At 34.4% G+C, this 23,213-nt stretch carries 22 protein-coding genes; 13 read left to right on the top strand and 9 right to left on the bottom strand.

Features of this window, described 5'->3' with window-relative positions; translation table 11 throughout:
* Window positions 1-88: 88 nt before the first annotated feature.
* Window positions 89-1,729: a TldD/PmbA family protein gene (locus ACO05K_RS03110; protein WP_421943006.1), complete on the top strand. Its 1,641-nt coding sequence runs from the start codon at window positions 89-91 to the stop codon at window positions 1,727-1,729.
* A 43-nt stretch (window positions 1,730-1,772) separates the two neighbouring features.
* Here ACO05K_RS03110 and ACO05K_RS03105 read toward each other — a convergent pair whose 3' ends face one another.
* Entirely contained in the window at window positions 1,773-2,669 is an 897-nt protein-coding gene (locus tag ACO05K_RS03105; protein WP_421943005.1) for a LysR family transcriptional regulator, read from the bottom strand.
* Between the two features lie 99 nt (window positions 2,670-2,768).
* On the opposite strand from ACO05K_RS03105, the gene ACO05K_RS03100 reads away from it, so the two are divergent.
* The 4 genes from ACO05K_RS03100 to ACO05K_RS03085 all read left to right on the top strand — a co-directional run bounded on the left by ACO05K_RS03100 (window position 2,769) and on the right by ACO05K_RS03085 (window position 5,850).
* Window positions 2,769-3,407: an NAD(P)H-dependent oxidoreductase gene (locus ACO05K_RS03100; protein ID WP_421943004.1), complete on the top strand. Its 639-nt coding sequence runs from the start codon at window positions 2,769-2,771 to the stop codon at window positions 3,405-3,407.
* Window positions 3,373-3,660, top strand: a complete 288-nt coding sequence (locus ACO05K_RS03095; protein WP_421943003.1) for a putative quinol monooxygenase — start codon at window positions 3,373-3,375, stop codon at window positions 3,658-3,660. The genes ACO05K_RS03100 and ACO05K_RS03095 overlap by 35 nt, the downstream gene beginning before the upstream one ends.
* A gap of 590 nt (window positions 3,661-4,250) precedes the next feature.
* On the top strand, window positions 4,251-4,520 hold the full coding sequence (locus tag ACO05K_RS03090) for a hypothetical protein (protein WP_421943002.1): 270 nt from the start codon (window positions 4,251-4,253) through the stop codon (window positions 4,518-4,520).
* Between the two features lie 76 nt (window positions 4,521-4,596).
* Window positions 4,597-5,850, top strand: a complete 1,254-nt coding sequence (locus ACO05K_RS03085) for a sensor histidine kinase (protein ID WP_421943001.1) — start codon at window positions 4,597-4,599, stop codon at window positions 5,848-5,850.
* Window positions 5,851-5,854: 4 nt separating this feature from the next.
* Here the strand turns inward: ACO05K_RS03085 and ACO05K_RS03080 are convergent, their stop codons facing one another.
* The 3 genes from ACO05K_RS03080 to ACO05K_RS03070 form a co-directional block, all read right to left on the bottom strand.
* Window positions 5,855-6,745, bottom strand: coding sequence for an SMP-30/gluconolactonase/LRE family protein (locus ACO05K_RS03080; protein WP_421943000.1), 891 nt, complete (start codon window positions 6,743-6,745; stop codon window positions 5,855-5,857).
* A gap of 72 nt (window positions 6,746-6,817) precedes the next feature.
* Window positions 6,818-8,578, bottom strand: a complete 1,761-nt coding sequence (locus ACO05K_RS03075) for an ABC transporter ATP-binding protein (protein WP_421942999.1) — start codon at window positions 8,576-8,578, stop codon at window positions 6,818-6,820.
* Window positions 8,562-10,298: an ABC transporter ATP-binding protein gene (locus tag ACO05K_RS03070; protein ID WP_421942998.1), complete on the bottom strand. Its 1,737-nt coding sequence runs from the start codon at window positions 10,296-10,298 to the stop codon at window positions 8,562-8,564. Before ACO05K_RS03070 ends, ACO05K_RS03075 begins: the two co-directional genes overlap by 17 nt.
* A gap of 344 nt (window positions 10,299-10,642) precedes the next feature.
* On the opposite strand from ACO05K_RS03070, the gene ACO05K_RS03065 reads away from it, so the two are divergent.
* Window positions 10,643-11,530 (top strand): S1 RNA-binding domain-containing protein, encoded by an 888-nt coding sequence (locus tag ACO05K_RS03065; RefSeq protein ID WP_421942997.1) that lies wholly within the window; start codon window positions 10,643-10,645, stop codon window positions 11,528-11,530.
* A gap of 41 nt (window positions 11,531-11,571) precedes the next feature.
* On the opposite strand, the gene ACO05K_RS03060 is transcribed toward ACO05K_RS03065, so the two are convergent.
* The 4 genes from ACO05K_RS03060 to ACO05K_RS03045 form a co-directional block, all read right to left on the bottom strand.
* On the bottom strand, window positions 11,572-13,140 hold the full coding sequence (locus ACO05K_RS03060) for a carbohydrate-binding domain-containing protein (RefSeq protein ID WP_421942996.1): 1,569 nt from the start codon (window positions 13,138-13,140) through the stop codon (window positions 11,572-11,574).
* A 99-nt stretch (window positions 13,141-13,239) separates the two neighbouring features.
* A complete protein-coding gene (locus tag ACO05K_RS03055) occupies window positions 13,240-13,905 on the bottom strand; it encodes an MCP four helix bundle domain-containing protein (protein WP_421942995.1) in 666 nt (221 codons plus the stop codon).
* Window positions 13,906-14,145: 240 nt separating this feature from the next.
* On the bottom strand, window positions 14,146-15,579 hold the full coding sequence (locus tag ACO05K_RS03050; RefSeq protein WP_421942994.1) for an ATP-dependent DNA helicase: 1,434 nt from the start codon (window positions 15,577-15,579) through the stop codon (window positions 14,146-14,148).
* Window positions 15,580-15,844: 265 nt separating this feature from the next.
* Complete coding sequence (locus ACO05K_RS03045; RefSeq protein ID WP_421942993.1) at window positions 15,845-16,990, bottom strand: putative sensor domain DACNV-containing protein; 1,146 nt, start codon at window positions 16,988-16,990, stop codon at window positions 15,845-15,847.
* Between the two features lie 567 nt (window positions 16,991-17,557).
* On the opposite strand from ACO05K_RS03045, the gene ACO05K_RS03040 reads away from it, so the two are divergent.
* The 5 genes from ACO05K_RS03040 to ACO05K_RS03020 all read left to right on the top strand — a co-directional run bounded on the left by ACO05K_RS03040 (window position 17,558) and on the right by ACO05K_RS03020 (window position 20,805).
* On the top strand, window positions 17,558-18,361 hold the full coding sequence (locus ACO05K_RS03040) for a DUF3822 family protein (protein WP_421942992.1): 804 nt from the start codon (window positions 17,558-17,560) through the stop codon (window positions 18,359-18,361).
* The gene (gene rsmD, locus ACO05K_RS03035) at window positions 18,352-18,888 is read left to right on the top strand and encodes a 16S rRNA (guanine(966)-N(2))-methyltransferase RsmD (protein WP_421942991.1); all 537 of its coding nucleotides are present in this window, start codon (window positions 18,352-18,354) and stop codon (window positions 18,886-18,888) included. Before ACO05K_RS03040 ends, rsmD begins: the two co-directional genes overlap by 10 nt.
* Before the next feature lie 191 nt (window positions 18,889-19,079).
* Window positions 19,080-19,541 (top strand): pantetheine-phosphate adenylyltransferase, encoded by a 462-nt coding sequence (coaD, locus tag ACO05K_RS03030; RefSeq protein ID WP_421942990.1) that lies wholly within the window; start codon window positions 19,080-19,082, stop codon window positions 19,539-19,541.
* 162 nt (window positions 19,542-19,703) lie between these two features.
* Complete coding sequence (locus ACO05K_RS03025) at window positions 19,704-20,207, top strand: RNA polymerase sigma factor (protein ID WP_421942989.1); 504 nt, start codon at window positions 19,704-19,706, stop codon at window positions 20,205-20,207.
* On the top strand, window positions 20,197-20,805 hold the full coding sequence (locus tag ACO05K_RS03020) for a hypothetical protein (RefSeq protein ID WP_421942988.1): 609 nt from the start codon (window positions 20,197-20,199) through the stop codon (window positions 20,803-20,805). Before ACO05K_RS03025 ends, ACO05K_RS03020 begins: the two co-directional genes overlap by 11 nt.
* 392 nt (window positions 20,806-21,197) lie before the next feature.
* Here ACO05K_RS03020 and ACO05K_RS03015 read toward each other — a convergent pair whose 3' ends face one another.
* Window positions 21,198-21,809, bottom strand: a complete 612-nt coding sequence (locus ACO05K_RS03015) for an NUDIX hydrolase (protein WP_421942987.1) — start codon at window positions 21,807-21,809, stop codon at window positions 21,198-21,200.
* On the opposite strand from ACO05K_RS03015, the gene pyrE reads away from it, so the two are divergent.
* On the top strand, window positions 21,808-22,473 hold the full coding sequence (gene pyrE / locus ACO05K_RS03010; protein ID WP_421942986.1) for an orotate phosphoribosyltransferase: 666 nt from the start codon (window positions 21,808-21,810) through the stop codon (window positions 22,471-22,473). The two genes, ACO05K_RS03015 and pyrE, sit on opposite strands and share 2 nt — an antisense overlap.
* A gap of 28 nt (window positions 22,474-22,501) precedes the next feature.
* A complete protein-coding gene (locus tag ACO05K_RS03005) occupies window positions 22,502-22,900 on the top strand; it encodes an SRPBCC family protein (RefSeq protein ID WP_421942985.1) in 399 nt (132 codons plus the stop codon).
* Window positions 22,901-23,213 lie beyond the last annotated feature (313 nt).

The following is a 23,213-nucleotide window of genomic DNA, read 5'->3' as shown; positions in this document are numbered from 1 at the left end:
ATGGAAAAAATTATTAAAGATGTCATGTTGAGCTTTTCGAAACACTAAAATATTTTAGAGGCAGCAAAATGACAACAACCATTAAAAATTGAGAAGAAGAGATTTTTTATACATGACAGGTGTTGGCGTTGGCACAACCATGCTTCCAAACCTATCTGCCTTTGGCAAAATCATTTCTGTAGAGGAAGCATTAACACCTGTTGATGTTGCCTTGAAAAAGAAAATGGCCGATGTTGCATTAAATGCTGCCAAAAGCAAAGGTGCAACTTATGCTGATGTTCGTATTGGAAGATATTTAAACCAGGTAGTTGCAACACGCGAAACCAGAGTAGAAAACATCTCTAATTCAGAATCTTACGGCTTAGGTGTTCGTGTTATTGCAAATGGAAGTTGGGGTTTTGCCGCAACAAACAACCTCGATAATGCAAGTATTGCAAAAGCGGCAGAAGCTGCAGTTGCCATTGCTAAAGGGAATTCTAAATTGATGGAAGAACCTGTTCAACTGGCTATCCAAAAAGGATTTGGGGAAGTAAGTTGGAAAACTCCTATTGAAATTAATGCTTTTGAAGTGCCAATCAAAGACAAAGTCGATTTACTTTTAAATGTAAACAGCGAAGCATTGAAAGGTGGTGCTAAATACATCAACTCAAATCTGTTCATGATAAATGAGCAAAAGTATTTCGCTTCAACAGATGGATCTTATATCGACCAGGATATTCACCGCATTTGGCCAACTTTTACATTAACCAAAACGGATGCAGCAAGCGGCAAATTCGAAACCAGAAATGCACTAAGCGCACCAATGGGAATGGGTTTTGAATACCTAAAGCCAAAAGATTCAGAAAAGATAAAAGGTGGTCCGGTAACGATGTATAAAAAACGTTATGATATTCTTGAAGATGTTCGAGAAGCTGCCGTTCATGTTGATGAAAAACTAAAAGCTAAGCCAATTCCACCTGGAAAGTATGACTTAGTTTTAGATCCTTCTCACCTATTCTTAACCATTCACGAATCTGTTGGTCACCCAACTGAATTAGACAGAGTTTTAGGTTACGAGGCAAATTATGCAGGTACAAGCTTTTTAACACTTGATAAATGGGAATCTAAAAAATTCAATTTCGGCAGTAAAGAAGTTAATATTCTTGCTGATAAAACAGAAACAGGTTCTTTAGGTGCAGTTGGCTATGATGATGAGGGCGTTAAATGTGGTAACTGGGATATCATTAAAGATGGAATTTTGGTTAACTACCAAACCATTCGCGATCAGGCGCACATTCTGGGTTTAAAGGAATCGCAAGGTTGCTGTTATGCAGATAGTTGGGATAGCATTCAATTTCAAAGAATGCCAAATGTTTCACTGGCCCCAGGTAATACGCCGTTAAGTGCTGCAGATATGGTTAAAAATGTAGAAAAAGGCATTTATATGTTTGGTAGAAATTCGTATTCTATCGACCAGCAACGTTACAATTTCCAGTTCAGTGCTCAATTAGCTTATGAAATTAAAGATGGTAAAATCGTTGGAATGTTTAAAGATGCTGCCTATCAAGCAAACACACAAGAATTTTGGAATTCATGCGTTCAGCGTTGCGATAAAAATGATTATCGTTTAGGTGGGACTTTTTCAGATGGAAAAGGTCAGCCCGGACAAGCGAGCGCTGTATCTCATGGCAGTCCAACTACACGTTTTAACGGTGTTAACGTAATTAATACCGGCAGAAGATTGGGTTAAAAAACTATTATTCAGCCGCAGAAAAACTGCGGCTGAATATTTATTATACCATTTCCTTCTCAAATATTCCCTGCACAATTTTTATCTGTTCTTCGTAAATCGATTTCTTCCGCGTTCCAAAATATAATGTATTTTCAATTTGGTTATAACCATCCCAAAGGACTTTAACCCGACCAGATTCTAGTTCGTTCTTTGAAAGAAAATCAGGAACTACAGCAACTCCTTTTCCAACACTTAAACAACGTAAAATTGAGCATATATTAGGCACAATATAATTTGGTTTAAAATCTGGTCTTGCACCGAAATTAACATGCCAGAACCTCCTTAAATGCTCCATATCACCTGTTGTGCCATACCATATTTGCTTTTTTAGCCAGTTTTGTATCTCCGGAAGATTATTATTTTGAAATAAATCATCAACCTCACTCGTATCTGTTTCCGTTCCGGCTACTACAACAAGCTTCTCTTTAAAAAAAGGTTTGTATAGTAGATTTTTGTAATCTCCTTTTTGAGGCGTAATAATTAAATCAAGTATACCACTATCCAAATCGGCCAGCATTTGCGGATAATCTCCAAATTTGATAATAACGTTAAAGGGCAAACTTGGCAAATAAGACTCCAATGTAAATTGAAAAGTTTCGAAACACATTCCAATACTTATAGTTGGTATATCTTTTTCCGTTGATTTATGAAAATGTTTTTCTGCTTCTTCTAACTTGCAAAGTGCCTCTTGAACGTAATTATACATCACTTTACCTCTTTCTGTAGATACCATTTTTCTTGATGCTCTATCAAAAAGTTTGTAGCCAACATAACTCTCTAGCGAACTCAAATGCAAGCTTACTCCAGGTTGTGATATAAATAAATTTTCGGCAGCAGCGGTTAAAGAACCCGTTTCATAAATCGCCTTAAATGTTCTGAACCATTCTAAATTTATCATAATTCTATCATAATTATGATACAAATATATAATTTATATTATTTTATTAATACAATACCTCACCGTAATTTTGTCACAACAAAAGAAAATATAAAAAAGATGAAAAATATATTTGTAATAAACGGAGGACAAGTTTTCGGTCATTCTGGTGGTCAATTCAATAAATCTTTATTAGGAGCAACATTATCATTTTTTGAAAATCAGCCTGATTTCCAAATTAAATCAACAGATATAAATCAACCTTACAATTTAAAAGAAGAGGTTGAGAAATATAAATGGGCCGATGTTGTAATTTACCACACCCCGGTTTGGTGGTTTCAGTTACCACACGGCTTTAAAGAATATATTGATACCGTTTTTACTGAAGGACACAAAACCGGGATTTACAATAGTGATGGTCGTACATCTGCAAACCCGGCTATTAATTACGGAACTGGTGGTACACTTCATGGAAAGCATTATATGTTAACTACTTCGTGGAATGCTCCAAAAGAAGCTTTTACTTTGCCGGGAGAATTTTTCAATCAACATAGTGTTGATGAAGGCGTAATGTTTGGTTTCCATAGAATGAATGCCTTTACCGGAATGAAACCTTTGGAAAGTATTCATTTTCATGATGTAATGAAAAATGAATATATTCAACAGGATTTAGAAAATTACAACAAACATTTAGTTAAAGTATTTATAGATAATAAAATTGAACATGAAAGTTTACTTAACAGCCATAGTACATGCTAATAACGGAGTATCAGAAACCTTGAAATCGGTTTTGCAGGATATGGTTATCCATTCTCAGAAAGAAGAAGCTTGTTTACAGTATGATTTATTTCAATCTACAGAAAACAGTGAAACTTTTATCTTCAACGAAATTTGGGTTAACCAAACCGGACTCGATCTTCATAACGAAATGCCGTACATCAAGGATTTTAACGAAAAATATGGCAATTTAGTTAACAGCATCAAGATATTTAAAACTTCTAAAATCAGTTAAAAACTTTAGAGATTTAAAAGATTACAAGCCATCTGAATTAAAATTTCAGATGGCTTTTTTTATTCTATATAGGAATATGCATATTGCTAAATCAGATTTTAAGAATTATATTTATACTAAGTCCCGGTAACAAATGGTATACCTATCGAAAAACATATGGCTATTGTTCGTAATCTGTATGATACTTACATCATGCAATTTATTCGTTGAGAATACCCCGGATCATACCTTTCAAATAGGTAAAATAATCGAATCTTCAAGAAAACTTATTGAAAAAAAGAGTTTGATCGTGGAATTCATTTCTTAGACTCATCATTAAACAAAATCACTAATCTAAGTATTAACGATAAGTTAAGGATATATGATTTTAAGCAAAGGTACTATTTCTGGGCAGGAAGAGATACTGTTATTACAAAGCATTTAAATAAGTCACTTATTTATTCAGATAGTATAATAAATCTGATAAAAGACAATGAAAAAGAAGAAAAATACAAATCTGATTTGGGCAGAGCATTCTTCAATAAAGGAGACTTTTTTTAGTGCTTGAAAAATATGACGAATGTTTTAGAAATTACCATCTAGGTAAACTAATGATTAGTGAGGAGGGAATTTCATGTGAAAATGCAAGATTTGATACTCGTTTTGCTAAATTAAATTACATACAGGGATATTATAGGCAAGCTGCATCCTTGTATATGAGAGTATATAAAGATAATTCTGAATGTGCGCTTGATAACAGAATATATGGAGACATTCCCGGTTCATTAAACAATGCTGGCTCAGCCTATTTACAAATAAATATGTTAGATAGTGCTATGTTATGCTTTAAAGAAGCTTTAAATTTTATAGAAAAAAAATGAAAACTCTTTTCCGGAGAGAAGAAAGTTTTCTCACGAAGCAAAGGGAGTAATCTATCAGTATATTGGCGATATTCACTTGCTCAACTATAATTATGAACAAGCATCCTTTTTCTTCAATAAAAGTATCGACTTTAATCGAAACTATGACGTACGTAACGCACAATCTGCAGCACTAAAATTATCAAGAGTTTATTTGTCTGTTCAAGATTATGCTCAGGCTAAAAAGACCATTGAGTTCTTGAATCAATCACTTGATTCTGGTTCAAATGCAGAAATTCAGCTTGATTATAAAAAGCTTCAAATCGATTATTTACATCAAATTGGGCGACATACTGATGCAAATAAACTTTTACCAGAATACTTAACTAAAAGAGATAAGCTTTATGCCAGTAAAACAAAGTTAAAGAAGATTGATGCCCCAACGGCTCTATATAACCTTCAAAAGGACTATGATTTAAATTTATTAAAGAATGAGAATAAATTAAGAACCTTATATCTTCTAATCTCCCTGGGTTTCGTGTCCATGTTATTTTTAATCCTATATCAAATATGGAAAAATTGGATAAACTCGAAAAAAAATAATCGTACTTTAATTGAGTTGAATAAACAAGTTACGGAACAAAACCTAAACTTACAGGATGCTTTAATGGCATTAGAGCAAAGTGAGGAAGAAAATAAAAAAATAATGAGAATTATAGCTCATGATTTAAGAAGTCCGATTGGTGCGATAGTAAGTTTAGTTGGATTAATGGAAGAAGATTCTCTGTTAAATCATAGCGAGAAGCACTCGCTCGATTTAATTAAATTATCTGCCGTTGACTCTCTCAAATTTATAAACGAATTGTTAAACAGAGAAAGTGCGGATAAGCATTTAGCAAAAGAGCCTGTTGAATTAGATACACTTCTAAAATATTGCATAAACCAATTGAAATATAAAGCTGAAGAAAAAAAACAAGTTATTGAACTAGAAAGCAGACCGATTATTATTAATATAAACCGCGAAAAAATTTGGAGAGTTATTAGCAATTTAGTTACAAACGCTATCAAATTTAGCAAGCCGAATGAAAAAATTAAGGTTTGGATTAAAAGCAGTGCTGAAAGAGTATTAATATCAGTTAAAGATCATGGTATTGGTATGCCCGATGAAATCAAAGCTAAAATATTTAACCCGAGTGCCGATGTAAAACGAACGGGCACGAATGGCGAAAAATCTTACGGAATTGGATTATTAATTTCAAAACAAATTATAGAAGCGCATGGTGGATTAATTTGGTTCGAAAGCACTCCGGAAATTGGAACTACATTTTTTGTAGAACTTCCAATTAATTAACTAACTACTCCACTCCTATTGCAGTTGTTACTATCGAATAAAGAGATTTTGACGCTGTTATAAATAAAATATTTCTGTTCTTACCACCAAAACAAATGTTGCCACACCAATTTTCAGGTACGTTTATATGCCCTATTTTTTCTCCGGTAGGCTTGTAAATATCTACACCTTTTCCGGTTATATAAATATTTCCATCACTATCTAAAGTCATCCCGTCAGAACCTTGTTTTAGTATTAATTCACGATTGCTTAATGTTCCATTGCTGTTAATCTGGTATTTGTAAGTAACATCAGCTACTCTATCAGCAACGTATAAGAACTTTCCATCAGGCGTTCCAACAATACCATTTGGTCGCACTAAACCATCAGCAGCAACAATTGCTTTTTTACTTCCTTTCGGTATAAAATAAATCCTTTCTCCGTTTATTTCTGATGCTTTTCTTGTCCAGTAATTGCGTTGATAGTATGGATCTGTAAAGTAAATTCCGCCTTTTGCATCTATCCATAAATCATTTGGGCCGTTAACTTTTCTACCTTCAAAATCACTAAAAAGCACTTTTACTTTTTTGTTTTTATCGATAGACCAGATTTGGTTATTCTCATCAGCACAAACAATCAGGTTTCCATTCTGGTCAAAATATGTTCCGTTTGCACGACCAGATTTTTCCATGTAAAGACTTAGTTTTCCCTCAACATCATACTTCCATATTTTATCGTTCGGTTGGTCGGTAAAAACAATATTTCCTTCCTTATCAACAGAAGCACCTTCAGTAAATTCAAATTGCGATGAAATAAGCTTTAAACTATCCTGAACAAAAATTTGATTGTTCGATTGTGCGAAAGATGAAATTGCATAAAAGCATGCTACAAAAGAAAGCAAAAGATACTTTTTCATGGGGATAATATTTGGTTAGGCAAGGTGTAGATTAATCTTTTGGATTGCAAGTAAAATTGTTGAGAGGGGCTTTTAACTTGTTCTTTTACCGTTCAAAAGCATATCTAAAGCATCAGTTAAAGTTCCCGCTTTTTGCACTTCACCTTCATTAACAAAATAGATTTCATCTGCATTTTCAATCGTATTTAGTCGATGTGCAATAATAACAAGCGTGGTTTCCTTCGATAATTTGTTCAGAATATTACCTAAAAGCTGTTCAGTTATGGTATCGATGTTGGCTGTAGCTTCATCCAGAATTAGTATTTCAGGGTTGCGTAATACAGCTCTCATAAAAGCAATTAACTGTTTTTGACCTAAACTAATGCCATCAGATGCTGATGTTATAATTGTGTTTAAACCTTCATCAAAAACTGCTAAAATCTCATTTAAACTGGCATCTTTTATAATTTGTTCAAGTTCAGTATCACTTAAATTTTTAAGCTTATCATTTCCGTAAAGAATATTTTCCTTTACTGTTCCGCTAAATAAAAACGGCTCCTGAAGGATAAAACCTATCTTTTTTGTACGTTCTTCAGGAGAAAACGTTCTGATATCTTTTCCATTAAGCAAAACAGTTCCTTTTGTAGCATCGTATAAACGAGCGATTAAGGATGCTGTTGTAGTTTTTCCACCACCTGTTGGACCAATTAAAGCGTAAGTTTTGCCTTTCTCAAAACGTAAGTTAATATTATGAAGAATTTCCTTGCCTTCATCGTAAGAAAAGTGAACATTTTTAAATTCAAGCAGTGCATCAGATTTTATGCCATCCGAAACTTCAATCTGTTTCAAATCGCTTTCCATTAACAAAATCTGCGAAATTCTATCCCAACTTGCCGTCGCAACCTGAAAACTTGTCCAAAGTGCTGCTAATTGGCGAAGCGGATTGTAAAAACTTGTGGTGTAAGCGATGTAACTTACAAGCAAACCCAGTGTAAAACTGCCTTTTGAGATTAGATAAATTCCGAAAAGTAAAACGATAAGTTGCGCTGCGCTGGAGAAAAGCCCGTAAACCGGGACGAAAATATTATTTGCCAAGCCTGCTCCGATTGCAGTTTTATAGTTTTGTTTATTTGCATCGTCAAATTTTTTCCTGAAATAATCTCTGCGGTTAAAGGCGATGATGACTTTAAAATTGTTTAGGCTTTCCTGTATTTCGGCACTCAAAGCACCAACGCTTTTAAGGTTGGTTGCATTTCTTCTTTTTACCCAGGGAGAAAAAATTATGGTAAACGCTACAATTAAAACTGCGGGTAACAATGCTGCTGCACCCAGTTCTAAATGAATGGAAAGTAAAAAAACACCTGCACCAAGCATAGTTACAATACTCCCGATAAACTGCACCAACGATTGAGAAAAAAACTGATTGATTTTATCGGTATCGTTATTTACTCTTGAGATTAAATCGCCTGCTTTATTTTGATTGAAAAAAGAAACCGGTAACTCTTGCAATTTGTTAAAAATGGCATTTCGCAAAGTGTAGAGCATTCTTTGCGCCACGCTACCCATTAATTTTGTTTGTAGATAACCTGTTACCATCGCAACCAAGTATATCCCCAAAAGTATTGCACCAAATATTAAAACACCGTGAAATTGTTTCGTGCGGATGTAAGTATCAATGGTATGACCAATTAATAACGGACCAAGCAATAGCAAGCCGGAGTTAATTAAAATTGCAATTAAAGCCAACCAAAGGTTTTTCCATTCAGCAGATATTAAATTTAGCAACCTTTTTAAAGCTTTGTAAGTCGATTGCTTTTCTTGCTGCTGACTAAGCTGGTTAAGATTGTATTTCATAATTGCTGGTACTCTGTTGTGAATTGAAAATTTGTACGTATTCCGGACTTGTTTTCAGCAAATCCTGATGTTTTCCTTCGGCGATAATTTCGCCTTGCATTAATAAGATTACTTTATCGTAATGGGTTACGGAGGCAATTTTCTGCGTTACAGAAATTAAAGTAAGCCCCGGATAATTTTTCTGGATTTTCTCTAAAATACGAGCCTCAGTATTGGTATCAACTCTGGCAGTAAAATCATCGAGCAACAAAATTTGTGGGTTAATTGCTAATGCTCTTGCAAGCATTATTCGTTGTTTTTGTCCGCCAGATAAGCTGCTGCCACGTTCAGAAACAATTGTATTAAGTTTTTCCGGCAAAGCATTAACGAAATCTTTTAGTTCGGCTGTTTCAATCGCTTTGGTTAAAGATTCATCGGTTACGGTATCACTAAAGGCAATATTTTCTCGAATGCTCATGTTAAAAATGATGCTATCTTGAAAAACAAAACCTACTTGCTTGTAAAAATATTCCTGATTATAGCTGTTGATGGTTTCGTTATCATAAAAAGCATCGCCACTGGTTGGTGCAATTAATCCGGTTAAAATATGTAGTAACTGAGATTTACCTGCTGCAGTTGGTCCGATGATGGCAACTTTTGAACCTGGCTCTACTTTAAAAGATATGTTCTTTAAGATTGGTTTTTGCCCTATGGTTAATGAGATATCCTTAGCTTCAACCTCGCCATGTAATTTTTGAGTTATTGTGCCTAAATGTTCAACCTCTGGGGCGTTTAGAACGCTTTCTATCCTTTGGTAAGATGCTGTTGCTTGTGCAATTACATTACTCATAAATCCAATTACTAGAATCGGGAAGATTATCATGGTTAAGTAGCTACTAAAAGCTGCAAATTCTCCTAGAGTCATAGAATCGGTGATTACAAAATGACCTCCAAGCACCAAAATACTTAAACCAGATAAGTTAGCTGTAAATACGATAATAGGAATTAAACCGGCAAACAGGCGTAAAATTGACAGACCCAAATCACGGGCTTTTGCGTTTGCATCTAAAAATTTATTGTACTCGAGTTGCTGCGAATTAATTACCCGAATAAGTGCTGAACCTAAAATACTTTCGCTTATTACTTTATTTAGCCAGTCGATTACCTCGCGACTTTTTATAAATAAAACTTTAACCTTACTTAAAACGAAAAAGAAAGCGCCACCAATTATTGGTACAATAACGATTACGCATAATGCAAGTTTCCAGTTTATGATTAAAAGCAAAATACTGGCGCCAACTATAAGAAATAACGATGAAGCAATGGAAACAATTGCTTGTGACACAAACATCTTAATAGAATCTGCATCTGCAGTAAGGTTGGTTAATAACCTTGCCGGGCTTGCCTGCAACACGTAAGCATGGTTTTGCCTCGAAATTTGGTCTGAGAGTTTAGTTCTTAAATCTCTTGCTACTCGCTCTGAAGCATAAGTTTGTACAATACTTTGCAAATAAGTGAAGATGAAAACCAATATAATTGCCAATGCAAATTGGGTTAATATGGTTTCTACCTTAAAGCTTTTATTTGAATAAGAATCGATTCCATTTGCAATAATTTTAGGTATTAAAAGGTTAATACCATTACTTAATAGTGCAAATAAAATCAATAAAAAAATCAGTCCTTTATAATCAGCCAGAAGACTAAAAACACTCGGTTTTTTAGCTTTTTTGGGGTTGTTCATACATTTGAATATAGCCCCAAATTTAAGCCATTTATTGGAAATGATTGTATGTTTAAGTCAATTCTCTAATTGTTTTTTAATAAACGATTTCTTTAAGCGCATTTAACTTAATGCATTGGATTATTTGCGACTACCTTTGTTTTTAAACGGGATGGAAGCGGTATACTTTTTGGATTTCGGGCAGAACTTACGAAGCCTAATTAACAAAAGGCATTGGACTTCGTAAGTTTATCAGAACCAAAAGCAAAAAGATTTAGCGAACAGCCCGACTGCCGTAACCGATTAAACACTACAGCACCTTTTCTAAATCATTAAAACTATTTGCAAGCAAAACATTGTTACCTTTGCATAAAACCATTGGAGAAAATGGTGTAACCCAAAAAAGAATGATTGAAATAGGTAAATACAACGAATTAAGAATTTTAAGTAAAACGGAAGCCGGATTAAATTTAACGGATGGCGATAAATTAGTTTTACTTCCATACCAATATGTTCCAAGCAACGCCGAAATTGGCGAAAATTTAAATGTTTTTGTTTTTATACAGAAAGATGGCCGCTTAACCGGAACAACTCAAAAAGCTTATGCTGAAGTTGGAGATTTTGCTTTCTTAAAAGTAGTTTCGGATGGTGATGATGGTGTTTTTATGGATTTAGGCATTGATAAAGATGTTTACGTACCACAGCGAGAGCAAAAAAGACCCATGCAAAAAGGATATAAATATGTAGTTTATATTTATTTAGATGAAAACAACGACCGTTTACTGGCTTCATCTAAATTGTATGATTTTGTTGAGGAAGAGGATTTTGATTTTGAAGAGGGAGATGAAGTAAGTTTATTAATTACTGAAGAAACAGATTTAGGTTTCAATGCAATTATAAATAATACAAATATTGGTTTATTGTACCACAACGAAGTTTTTGATAATATTCAAATTGGCGAGCAACGTAAAGGCTGGATTAAAAAGATACGTGTTGAAGGTAAAATTGATTTAACCTTGCAACCTAGCGGTTACGGCCATATTTTAGATTCGAAAGAAATGATTCTGAGCGAACTGAAAAAAAGCGACGGTGTTATTGAACTGGGCGATAAAAGTACACCAGAAGAAATTTATCATCGTTTTCAGATTAGCAAAAGTGCCTTTAAAAAAACCATTGGTTCGCTTTATAAAGAACGTTTAATTGTACTTTCTGATGATTCTATTAGGTTAATAACCGACGAGGAAGCAGAATAAAAAAAGGCTCAGACTTTAAAAAATCTGAGCCTTTTTCTTAATTAATTCCTGCTAATGCTTCCACCAATTTGTGTTAATATATTTGTGGTGGTAAAGGTTGTACCTTTTGTACCTCTGTTGTAAGTTCCGGTTAAATACAAACCATTAAAGGTTGTGCCATCGGTAACGCTTCCACCTGTATAAACAGTATATGCTGTTGTAGCTTTTAATTTCGAGCTTGCGTAAATTAGTGTACTGTATGCTTTTGGGGCAAGAAAAGTAAGTGCCTCAGTTCCATCAGCTGCCTCAATATGAACTATTGTATTCGCAGCACCGCTACCCATAACTACAGAGCGGATTGTAGAGACACTAGCAGTTGGTCCGCTAGTTGCGCCAGCAATACCGATAACTAAACCACCGGTTATTTTTAAGGTTCTGGCATCGCAATCAATACTTGCCTCTGGCGCATTTGCACCAATTGCAACGGTTGTACCCCCGGTTATGGTTAAAGTTCCGTTAGAATCTATTGCATCGTTATTTGTAGCGTAAGCGTAAACAGAGCCGCCGTTAATATAAATAGCTGTTTTTGCATTAATGGCATCATCGTATGTATTAAGCGATATTGTTCCTTTATTGATAGTTAAAACACCCTTACTTTCTATACCCTCTCCTTTTGATGAAATCACTGTTATTGTTCCTCCGTTAATATTTAAATATGGAATAATTGTAGTATCTGTACCTTCATAAGATGCAGAAATTCCTTTATCAACAGTGTTTAGGGTTAACGTTCCATCATTTACAATTACATAACCTTCATCTGCTTGAATTCCGTCTCCAGCCGCAGTAATTTTAAGCGTACCGCCATCAATAATTATCGCATCGTTAGTATGAATTCCATCAGAAACTGCACTTGCTACCGTGATGTTGCCTGAAATTACACGAACATAATCATCGCTAACAATTGCATGTTTGTAATTTGCTTTAAGGTTTAAAGCTCCTGTACCGCTAAAAATAAGCTGACCTTCACTAAAAAATGTACCTTTCATATCTTCAGTAGAAGTGGCATAACTTGCAGCATCGGTTAAATTATTAGTTGTGTTATCTGCCACTACAATAAATGCTCTTTTACTCGATTGTATGTTAATTGCAGGTCCATCGTTATTAGTAATGGATACACCATTTAATGTCATTTTAAATTTCTTATCGCTGTAAACCTTAACCGAACCATTTGTAGTTGTACCTGATAATTGATACTCTACACCAGTTGCAGTGGCGGTTATGGTTACATCTCCGTTATTTTGAGTTATGGTAACTCCAGCGGCAGAAAGTGGATTTGTTATGGTAATTGTTGAGCCAAAATTGATGGACACAATGCTTGAAAAAGTAGAGTTTGCGAGTAAATCATCTGCATTGGCTCCAATTTCAGTCGACCCTTCTGCAGTTCCTGAAATTATTCCGGTATTTAAAATTGTCGATGTACCTCCAGTAGTAGAAGTTGTGCCAGTATTTGTTGTTGTACTTGTTGAGGTTGCTGTAGAATCTGTTTTTTTACAAGCTGAAAAAACTAAAACAATAAAAAAACAAAAAATACCAAACCACTTTTTATTAGAATTACTTGTGTATGTTTTCATAAGTTTAAGAATATCTGATTTGATTTCAAACTTATTCACAAAGTGCTACAAGCCTTTCAGTGTATCGATATAAGGTTTGCTTCTATCGATAAATCGGAGTTAATTCAAGTTAAATTTATCTTGCTGAACCTTAACTGCATTTGAGGCTGAAACTATGCCGACAATTAGCGCACCTATTGCAATAGCTAGGATAATTTGAAATGTAGAGTAAACTTTGGTGCCCGATACAAATATTTTTGAATCGTTAATCAATTCATCGCCAACGGCCGATTGAATTTTAATCAAAGAAGATAGCTTATTTAAAGTTTGGTTAGCTGCAACCCTGCCGATGGAATCGTAAATCTTCAAACTTTCTGTTTCAGCAGCAATTAATATTTTATTTTCAATATTGTTTTGATGCGATAAAGCTTTTTTCAACTCTGATAAAAAGCTTTTCTCTTGCTTAACCAACACAGTTAATTCATATTTATTTATTACCGAATCGATTTTAGAATTATGCATTTTAACCAAAGATAAACCCGAATTTGATGAAATATCTTTGTTAAGCACATTCTGGATAACCGAATTTTTATGGTATAAATTTTCGGCAATAAAATATAAATCTGTAGCCGGAACCAAACGGTCTTTATACATTGAAATAAAAGAATCGTTTATTTTTTTCACACTTTTATCTTCCAGAAAACGGATAAGTAAAGTGCAGCACATAATGCAGAATAATAAAAAAGCTATTTTTATCTTGTTCTTAAGCGAAAAAGCAAATTTCATAACATCATTTGGTTAAAATATCAAGGTAAGAATTTAAGCTGTTTTAGCTGCTGATTGTGGAATGTTTTTTACAGTTAGCCACAGATTAAAGTTGGCTATTTTTTCACCACCTAAATAACCTAAGCTAAAAGTTTTAAAATACAACCCAAAAATCTGTTAATCTGTGACTAAATAATCTATCTCACAATTTAAGTAATATAACCTAAGATGAACTTAGGTGTCTTAGATGGTGAAGTCCTTTTAAAAATAATCCTCCTGTGCAGTCTTAGCGAAAAGCTGTGGCGCAAAATTAACCAAATACAATTCCTTTTTTGCTCTGGTAACGGCCGTGTAAAGCCAGCGAAGAAAATCTAAATCAATCATTTCTTCCGTTAAATAGCCTTGGTCGGCGAAGACAGCTTCCCATTGTCCGCCTTGCGCTTTATGGCAAGTTACCGCATATGCAAATTTAATTTGTAATGCATTGTAAAATGGGTCTTGTTTTATTGCAAGCATCCTTTGCCTTTTGTTTGCAATATATCCGTAATCCTCATTTAAACCATCAAATAACTTTTTATTTTGCTCGTAAGGCAAATTTGCAGTTTCCAGATTCAAGGTATCAAGCATCACCTTACAACTCACCTGTCCCGCAGCCGGAAAATCCATAAATTCAAGCGTAGCATCAGCAAAACGAAAACCATATCGCTCCTCTTCGCCCCTAACTCTAATTACTTTTGCCATATCGCCATTCGCAATAAATGCAGTTTCATCATTATCTGGCAACCAAAAATAATTATTCCGAACCACCATAATTTGGTCGCCACCGGTAAGTTCCTCTTCCCTGTAAAGCAATCTCGCCCTTATTTGCTGATTATAAATATTTGCAGATTTATTCGACCTACAAACAACAAGCGTATTTTCCATACCAAATTTGCGATAGGCATATTCCAGCCCCTCAACTAATCTGGCGCCTGCCATATTGAAGATATCTTTATAGTTTTTAGTCAGAAATTTTGGCAAAGGGTTATCAGGATTTTTCGAAATCTGGTTTCTAAGCATGGTTGCATTAGCCAAAATACCAGATTTTTTTTCCTGCCTAACAACTTCTTTTAACTCCACCGAAGAAATAGTTAAAGCAAATTTATCTTTCAAATATTGTTCGTTCAATGCCGGACTATCCAAACTGCCAACCGGCGGTAATTGAGCCGTATCACCAACAAAAAGCAGGAAACAATTTTTAGTATTATACACAAATTCGAGCAAATCCCTTAAAATTGAAGAACCTGTTTCATTAAACTCATCCGCAATCATCGATGCTTCATCAATAATAAAAAGCGTATTTTCTGATAAATTTGGCGCAAGCTGAAATTGCATTTCTGGCGATGCAGCAGAACGTTTCCTGTAAATTCTTTTATGAATCGTTAAAGCCTTTCGATAAGAATACTGACTCATCACTTTTGCTGCCCTACCCGTTGGAGCTAAAAGTTCGCTACGCAAATTAAACTTTGCCAAAACCTTAACCAAAGCTGCAACCGACGTAGTTTTACCCGTACCAGCGTAACCCTTTAAAACAAAGCATTTATATTCATCATCATCTTGCAAAAAAACCGACATCCGTTCGCAAAAGAGAAGCTGTTCCTTTGTTGGTGCATGTTCGTAAGCTTGAGCAATTAACTGACTTTTATCGATGTACATTCTTTTTGTTTAATTGTTGTAACTGGCTAATTGTGTAATTGTCCACAGAAAATATTTTTTTTGAAAAGCAATTGCAGTACTAATCGGTTCCGATAGTCCGTCTTTCCGCTGTATCCCCGATGTAAAATCGGGGGATGCCGCTGCAATACGGTTTAGGCTGCAAAGATAGAATCCGTTTTTAATGTTAGCTCCTGCAAAGTGCCTAAAGATTATGAAATGACGGCATAATACTCAATTTAACAATTAAGCAATTAAACAATTCACCTTATAACAACAACGTCTCAATACGATGCGCCATTACAACATTTTGCTTTTTACTCCAGCTAAAAATAGTAAAATGACCATCCTGAGAAGCAACTAAACCAATAGATTGTGGCTGATCGTTTACAAACTGTGCAACAGAAAAATGCCTTGTCCCACCTAACTGACCAGGAAAAAGTATTTTATCTTCACCACCGATAATCGGTTCAGAGAAAGCAATTTGCTCAACCGTTGGTTTACCTTTCGCTCTACCTATTTTCGCACCGAAAGCAATTAAATCAAATTCTTCATTTATAATCGTAGCTCCATCAACTGCTGTTAAACCGGCTAAATGTTCAACTTCTCGTCTTAATGCGCCTTGAGAGAATATTTCAGTTTGATTTCCGCTTTGCTTTGCAAGATTTGATAAACCAGAAAATGGCGGTTCAATTAAATATTGTATTGGATGAATAATAGATTCTTCCCATTTCGCATCATCTTTCGGCACAATTAACAATGCACCTCCGCGACCATGAGCACGCATTGAAACCGCAAACTGAATTAGAATATTTATCGGGTCGTTCCAGCTTGCTAAAACAGTTAAATCAAGCAGTGCTTTTAAAATCGGCGGACAATCTTTATTAGAATTTGAGCAACTTGTATCATCAACTATCCTTATTTGTTCGCCCTTTAAAACCGCTACGTTTGTAAACTTACCTATACCATAAATTCTACGGTGTTTTATAACGATTAAACCCGGTTCAGAAACATCTACAACAAAGCAAAAATTAGGAATGTTTAACGTTGTACCCCAAATATAAAGCTCACCATCTTCCATCCAAACGCCTAAATGTATGCCAGAACGTTCTATGCCGGGTGCAATTTTAGTAAGCGTATTTGCATTTAAGGGGAGCTTTTTAGCAAACAATAAAGGTTTTGAAGTTTGGTCTGGTGGTAAAAAAGCAATCGAAATTCTCGGCGAATGCCCTTCTTCCTTTCTTAAACTACTCCAAAAAGCTACATCAATTAAAGCTTCAATTGTAAATTTATCTGGTTGAGTTGCCAAATCTACCTCGCCCTGTGCAATTGCATTTTGATGCAGCCTTATAAAATGTTGCTCAATTGTAGCTGCAATTGTGTTTGCTGCTTTGTAGGTTGGTTGGTAGCTCATGTTTCGAATTTAAGTCGAATTTTTAAATTATTCATCAAGCCAAAAGTTTGTATTTGGTAAAAAGATTTGGTCAAGTTTTAGCCACAGATGTGCACAGATAAACACAGATTTTTCCAAAGGATTATAAATACTTCTCTAAACAATTGCCACGGAAACACAGAAATCACGGAAAATAAAACACCAGCTTCCGTGTCAATCCATGATTCCGTGACAAAATCCCGCTTCACGTCATTCCAGTGTATATGGGAATCTTAAAGCCTTACTCACATAAAAAACAATTTTAGCCACAGATGTACACAGATAACACAGATTTTTTCCAAAGAATTATAAATACTTCTCTAAACAATTTGCCATTGAAACACAGAAATCACGGAATATAAAACACCAACTTCCGTGTCAATCCGTGATTCCGTGGCAAAATCCCGCTTCACGTCATTCCCGTGTATACGGGAATCTTAAAGCGTTTTTATATTAAATTAACAATTAAGACCACTCAACTTCATTTCCTTTGCGAAAAAACTTTGCGTGCTTTGCGGTTAATCTACAAAAAACTCTATTTTTGTTTCAATGAGCGAAAACAGTCTTTTATTGGTCGACCCTAATTTTAAAACTGAGGCATCTGTAAACTGTAATTTATTGTTAAAAATAACAAACGACAGTTTTTCTTATGCTCTGGTAGATAAAAACTCTGGAATAATTTACGCAATATTTGATAAACAGGGCTGTGATTCGATAGAAAATGAAGTAAAAAGTGCATTTGCTAACGACGCTCATTTGAGTTTAAATTATGCCGCTGTTAAGGCTTCAATCCATAGCTCAAATTTTATTTTTATTCCTGATGAATGGTTTGATGGTGAAAACTTAGCGGTATATGCTAAATATTTAGGATCAGACAATCAGGTTTATGCTAAGCAAAATGCTTTAGGTTTTAACACAATATATTGCCTTAACGAAGATGTTAAACTTGTATTGCCCGAACAATCTTTAGTTTTCCCTCAATCAGAGCCATTAATTGCTTTGTTTAAGCATTTGGCCGATGAATCTTTATTAATAGATTTCACGGCACTTTCCTTTAACGTTTTATACGTTAAAGATAAAAAGGTTGTTTTTCAAAATCATTATCAATCAGAAACTGCAGAAGAATTTAATTACTTTTTGTTATTGATAATTGAGCAGCTCAACTTAAACGATAATGTTCCGGTTTATCTACAAGGGATTATTAACGAAGATGATGAGCACTACAACTGCTTACTGAAATATTTTAACAATCTATATTTCTTTCTACCTGCTGCAAAAGATAATAACGAATTGCTTGCCGATATGCCACAACATTATTTCAGCGGTTTACTTGCTTTAGATTTATGCGAATAATTGGAGGTAAATTAAAAGGCATTCGTTTGCAACCACCAGCAAATTTACCTGTTCGCCCTACAACAGATATGGCAAAAGAAGCCTTATTTAACATTTTAAATAATAAATTCGACTTTGAAACCTGTACTGTTTTAGATTTATTTTGTGGCACCGGAAATTTAACTTTCGAATTTGCTTCTCGAGATGCTGAAAGTATTTTAGCTGTTGACATGGATTATGGTTGTGTAAATTGGGTTAAAACAACCGCCAAGAAATACGATTTTAATCAAATTGATGTGCGTAAAGGCGATGTTTTCAAGCTCCTAAAACAAATGACGGGTTCTTACGATTTGATTTTTGCTGACCCTCCTTATAATATGCCAAACATTCCTCAAATTCCGGTTATGGTTAAGGAACAGCAATTGTTAAAGCCAGATGGATTACTAATTGTTGAGCACCAAAGCAATATGAAATTGCATAATCAACCTGGCTATACTGAAACCCGCAAATACGGAAATTCTTCTTTTAGCTTTTTTGAGTTTAGTTAACCGCAAAAAAAGCTAACTGCACAAATCCTTAACTCTTTACATAAACAGTCGTCATTGCGAGGCACGAAGCAATCCTACAACTTTGGGTTTACTACAAATGCATTAAGATTGCTTCGTACCTTGCAATGACGAGGTGCGAAGCATAGAACTTTAATCTTTCTCCTTTCCGCTTAAAAATCTATATTTGAATTATGAAGATAGCGCTTTTTCCAGGTTCATTCGACCCAATAACAATTGCACACGTTAACATTTTACAACGTGCTACTCCCCTTTTTGATAAGATTGTTATAGGTATCGGATTAAATAGTTCAAAGCAAAATTTTCTAACAGCCGAACAACGTTTACAAATTTTAGAAACTGTTTTTACAGGTTATAAAAACATCGAAATTAAAACATACGAGGGTTTAACTGTCGATTTTTGTAGAAAGATAAACGCAACATACATGGTTCGTGGTATCCGTTCCGCATCAGATTTTGAATACGAAAGAGCCATAGCTCAAATTAACCAAACCATGATGCCTGAAGTAGAAACCATACTACTTTTAAGCAAGCCAGAATACTCAGCAATAAGCTCAACAATAGTTCGCGATATTTTAAGAAACCATGGTGATGTAAGTCCGTTTGTACCAAAAGAAGCCTTAAGTTTTCTTTAATAAATATTTTCCTCGCTAAAATGTAACGTTTTCAAAAATCGATTACATATAGAGTATATAAAATGAATTTATGAATACTCGAATCTTAACAATTTTTAGCGTAGCGAGTCTTTTTCCTATCAAGATTAGTTTAATTCTTTAAGCCAAATAAAAACGCCTTAAATGAAAGAAACTGAAACGATATTCCTTTCTCTGATTAATCAGCACAAAGCGATTATACATAAGATTTCTAAAATGTATATGAATGGTGCAGAAGACCAGCGAGATCTTTTTCAGGAAATCGTAATGCAGCTTTGGAAAGCTTACCCATCTTTTAAAGGCAATAGTAAATTCTCAACGTGGATGTATCGGGTAGCGCTAAATACTGCTCTAGTTTATTTTAAAAAAGATAACAGGAAAGTAGATAAAACTCCACTCAATGAAAATATCGACGTAGTCGATGTTAACGAAAACGAAGGAAAGGAAGAGAAACTTGCTTATTTATATACGGCTGTTCAAGAATTAAATGCTGTAGAAAAAGCTTTGATATTTCTTTTTCTCGAAAATCAATCGCACAGAGAAATTGCCGAAAATTTGGGCATAAGCGAAGTAAATGCTCGGGTAAAACTGAACAGAACAAAAGAAAAATTACAATTCATCATAAAGAAAAATGGTTATGAATTTTGACGATATAAAAAACGAATGGAATGCTGAAAATGTAGAAGAAACCAACATTTCAGAGAATATGCTTAAGATAAAAAAAGCTCGCACGCCAATTGATATCATCAGGAAAAAGATGAAACATGAGTTTAACTATCAGATTGCGGCATTGATTTTCCTTGCTGTTATTCCGTATTTTTTTAGTTTCTCAGCCAACATGAACTTAACATATTACACTTTCTATGCAATAATATGCGGTTTTACAGCTTATTACTTTTTCAAATTTTACAAATTTTACAAAAACTCTTACGATATGAGTATGGACAGCAGAAAAAGTATTCTATGGTTTTTCTATGAAATGAAACTGAATATTGAGCTTTATAAAGCACTTACTTATATTATTGGATTTATTTGCCTTGCTTTTTTTGCAGTTTATCTATTTGTAGAGAAGGCTTCAGTTTTTGCAAGAATTTTAAGTAAGCTATCGCCAGTTTATCTCATTCTAAATTGCTTTATTTCAATTTTAATAATTGGTGCAATTACCGAATTATGGGCATGGTATTATTACGGTAAATATTTAAAAAGAGTTAAGAAAGTGGTTGATGAGTTAGATTTTGAGAATTGAAATTTTAATATCATTTCAACTAGATCAGAATCCCGAACTTTCAGGAGAGATTTCTGTTAAAGTATATTCAAAGATTTAGCTTCGCAGAGCACTTCGTGATTCTCCACTACGTCGAAATGACGATATAATACTATTTATGTTCGCATAGAAAGGCCAAAGCATTGTTTCCCCGTTTTACTTAAATCGGCCTAACAAATTTTTCGGGATAAAATATCAAATCCTTCGCAAGGACTTTAATAGAAAAATTTTAAGCCGACACTTTTGTTTCTTTTGGTGTCAAAAGAAAAGAGCCTGTCTGGCTAAGACATAATGTAAATATCAGCGTTAAAATGTTGAAATAAAAGATTTCTCCACTACAGTCGAAATGACGACCGACTTGGTTAATTGCAAACCTACAATACCCCTCCTGCTCTTAAAACATCCATAATTGATGGAAAAGTATTTTTAACCACTGGCGAAATATGATTTCTATCTAACCAAACTGCTTCATCAATACCTTCTTCCTTTTGAGGTACTAATTTTGGCTCGCCTTTTACCTTCATCTTATACCAATTAGTTTTTTTGATAACCATTTTTGAGCCATTTGGATAAACATGATAGGTTCTGCACAATTTTTCTTCGCGTTTAAAAACCTTAATTCCGCATTCTTCTTCAACCTCTCTAACAGCAGTTTCTTTCATATTTTCGCCGTCTTCAAGCTTACCTTTAGGCAAATCCCACTTCTTATTTCTAAAAATAAATAGAAAATTACCATTACTGCTTTCTACCAAACCGCCTGCTGCTTTAATAATTTCGCAGTTCTTTTTAAGCCTTTTAAAGGTTTCTTTTGGGTTTTTGGTTAAGAAAATGTAGCTTTTTTTAGACCCGTTTTTTAATTTTTTGTAAAATATTTGTAAATCAAAATCCTGAATTTCAAGCTGTTGAATTTTTTCCTTTTGTTCAGGCAAAACATCTGATATAAACAAAGTGTTATCGTTGATATAAATTCTGTAATTTTGGGCCATGTATAATAAAAGTGATATTGAATTAAAGGTAGCGGAATTTTTATTACAAATAAAGGCAATTAAATTACAACCTAATAATCCTTTTACTTGGGCATCTGGTTGGAAATCGCCAATTTATTGCGATAACAGAATTACCCTCTCTCATCCACAGGTTAGAACTTACATTCGTCAAAAGTTAGCGCAAGCCATTCAGGAAGAGTTTGGTTCGGTTGATGTTATTGCCGGCGTTGCAACTGCAGGAATTCCACAAGGTGTTTTGGTGGCTCAAGAACTAGGTTTGCCATTTATTTACGTACGTGCAAAAGCTAAAGAACATGGTACCGGAAGCTTAATTGAAGGTGAAGTTGTAGAAGGCCAGCGTGTGGTGGTTATTGAAGATTTAATTTCTACAGGAAAAAGCAGTTTACAAGCTGTTGAAGCTTTAAGAAGTGCAGGCCTATCTGTTGCAGGTTTGGCAGCAATTTTTACTTATGGCTTTGCTCAGGCAGATGAAAATTTTGCTGCAGCTAAATGTCGTTACTTAACATTATCAAATTACGGAGCATTAATTGAATATGCTGCAGAACATAGCATAATTGCAAAAAGCGATATGGAGTTGTTAGGAAAGTGGCGTCTAAACCCTTCTGAATGGGGCAAGGATGAAATTCTAAATTCAGAATCGTAAAGAACAACTTAAAACCAAATATTTACTAATGACAATTATTGAAAGCGCTGTAGAAATTAATAAGCCTGTAAACGAGGTTTATGCCTTTCTCTCAAATATGAACAACCACCAGGGTTTAATGCCTGATAATATTTACAATTGGGAATCGAGCGAGGATGAAGCTAAATTTACAATTCAAAATATGGCAAAATTAGCCATCAAGATTTCTAGTCGAATCGAAAATCAAGAACTTGTTGCTATTCCTACTGAAAAACCACCATTTGATATAGAATTAAAATGGACAGTAACCGATAATAGTAATGATTCTACAACAGCAAAGCTTATTATCTCTGCTGATTTGAACATGATGATGAAAATGTTGGCATCTGGTCCGCTGCAAAAATTAACTGACCACCAGACAGAAAAACTAAAAGAGATTTTAGGATAGAGTATTGTTGAATTGTTAGGATTGTTTAATTGCTAAATTGGTTAATTGATGAATTGTTAAATCGGTTAATTTTTTAAATCCAAACAGGCAACAGAAAACTGAAAACAGACAACTGAAAAAAAGCATCTGCAAATAAAACGTTGATGCTTTTTTTATGCGTTATGGTTTTTCTTAAATAGAATCAGAAGCCTCGCCATCTAAACCCGATTGGAGCGGCATCCCGAATTTCTCGGGATACAGCAAAAAGCGGGACTGCAGAATCGAAAAAGTTACTACAATTGCTTTTCAAACCTAAAAAACAAGACAAAATTTC

It is taken from the genome of Pedobacter sp. (assembly GCF_965227205.1).
Classification (GTDB): domain Bacteria; phylum Bacteroidota; class Bacteroidia; order Sphingobacteriales; family Sphingobacteriaceae; genus Pedobacter.
The sequence above is the reverse complement of the archived record's forward strand: the minus strand, read 5'-3'. Positions and strand labels throughout refer to the sequence as shown.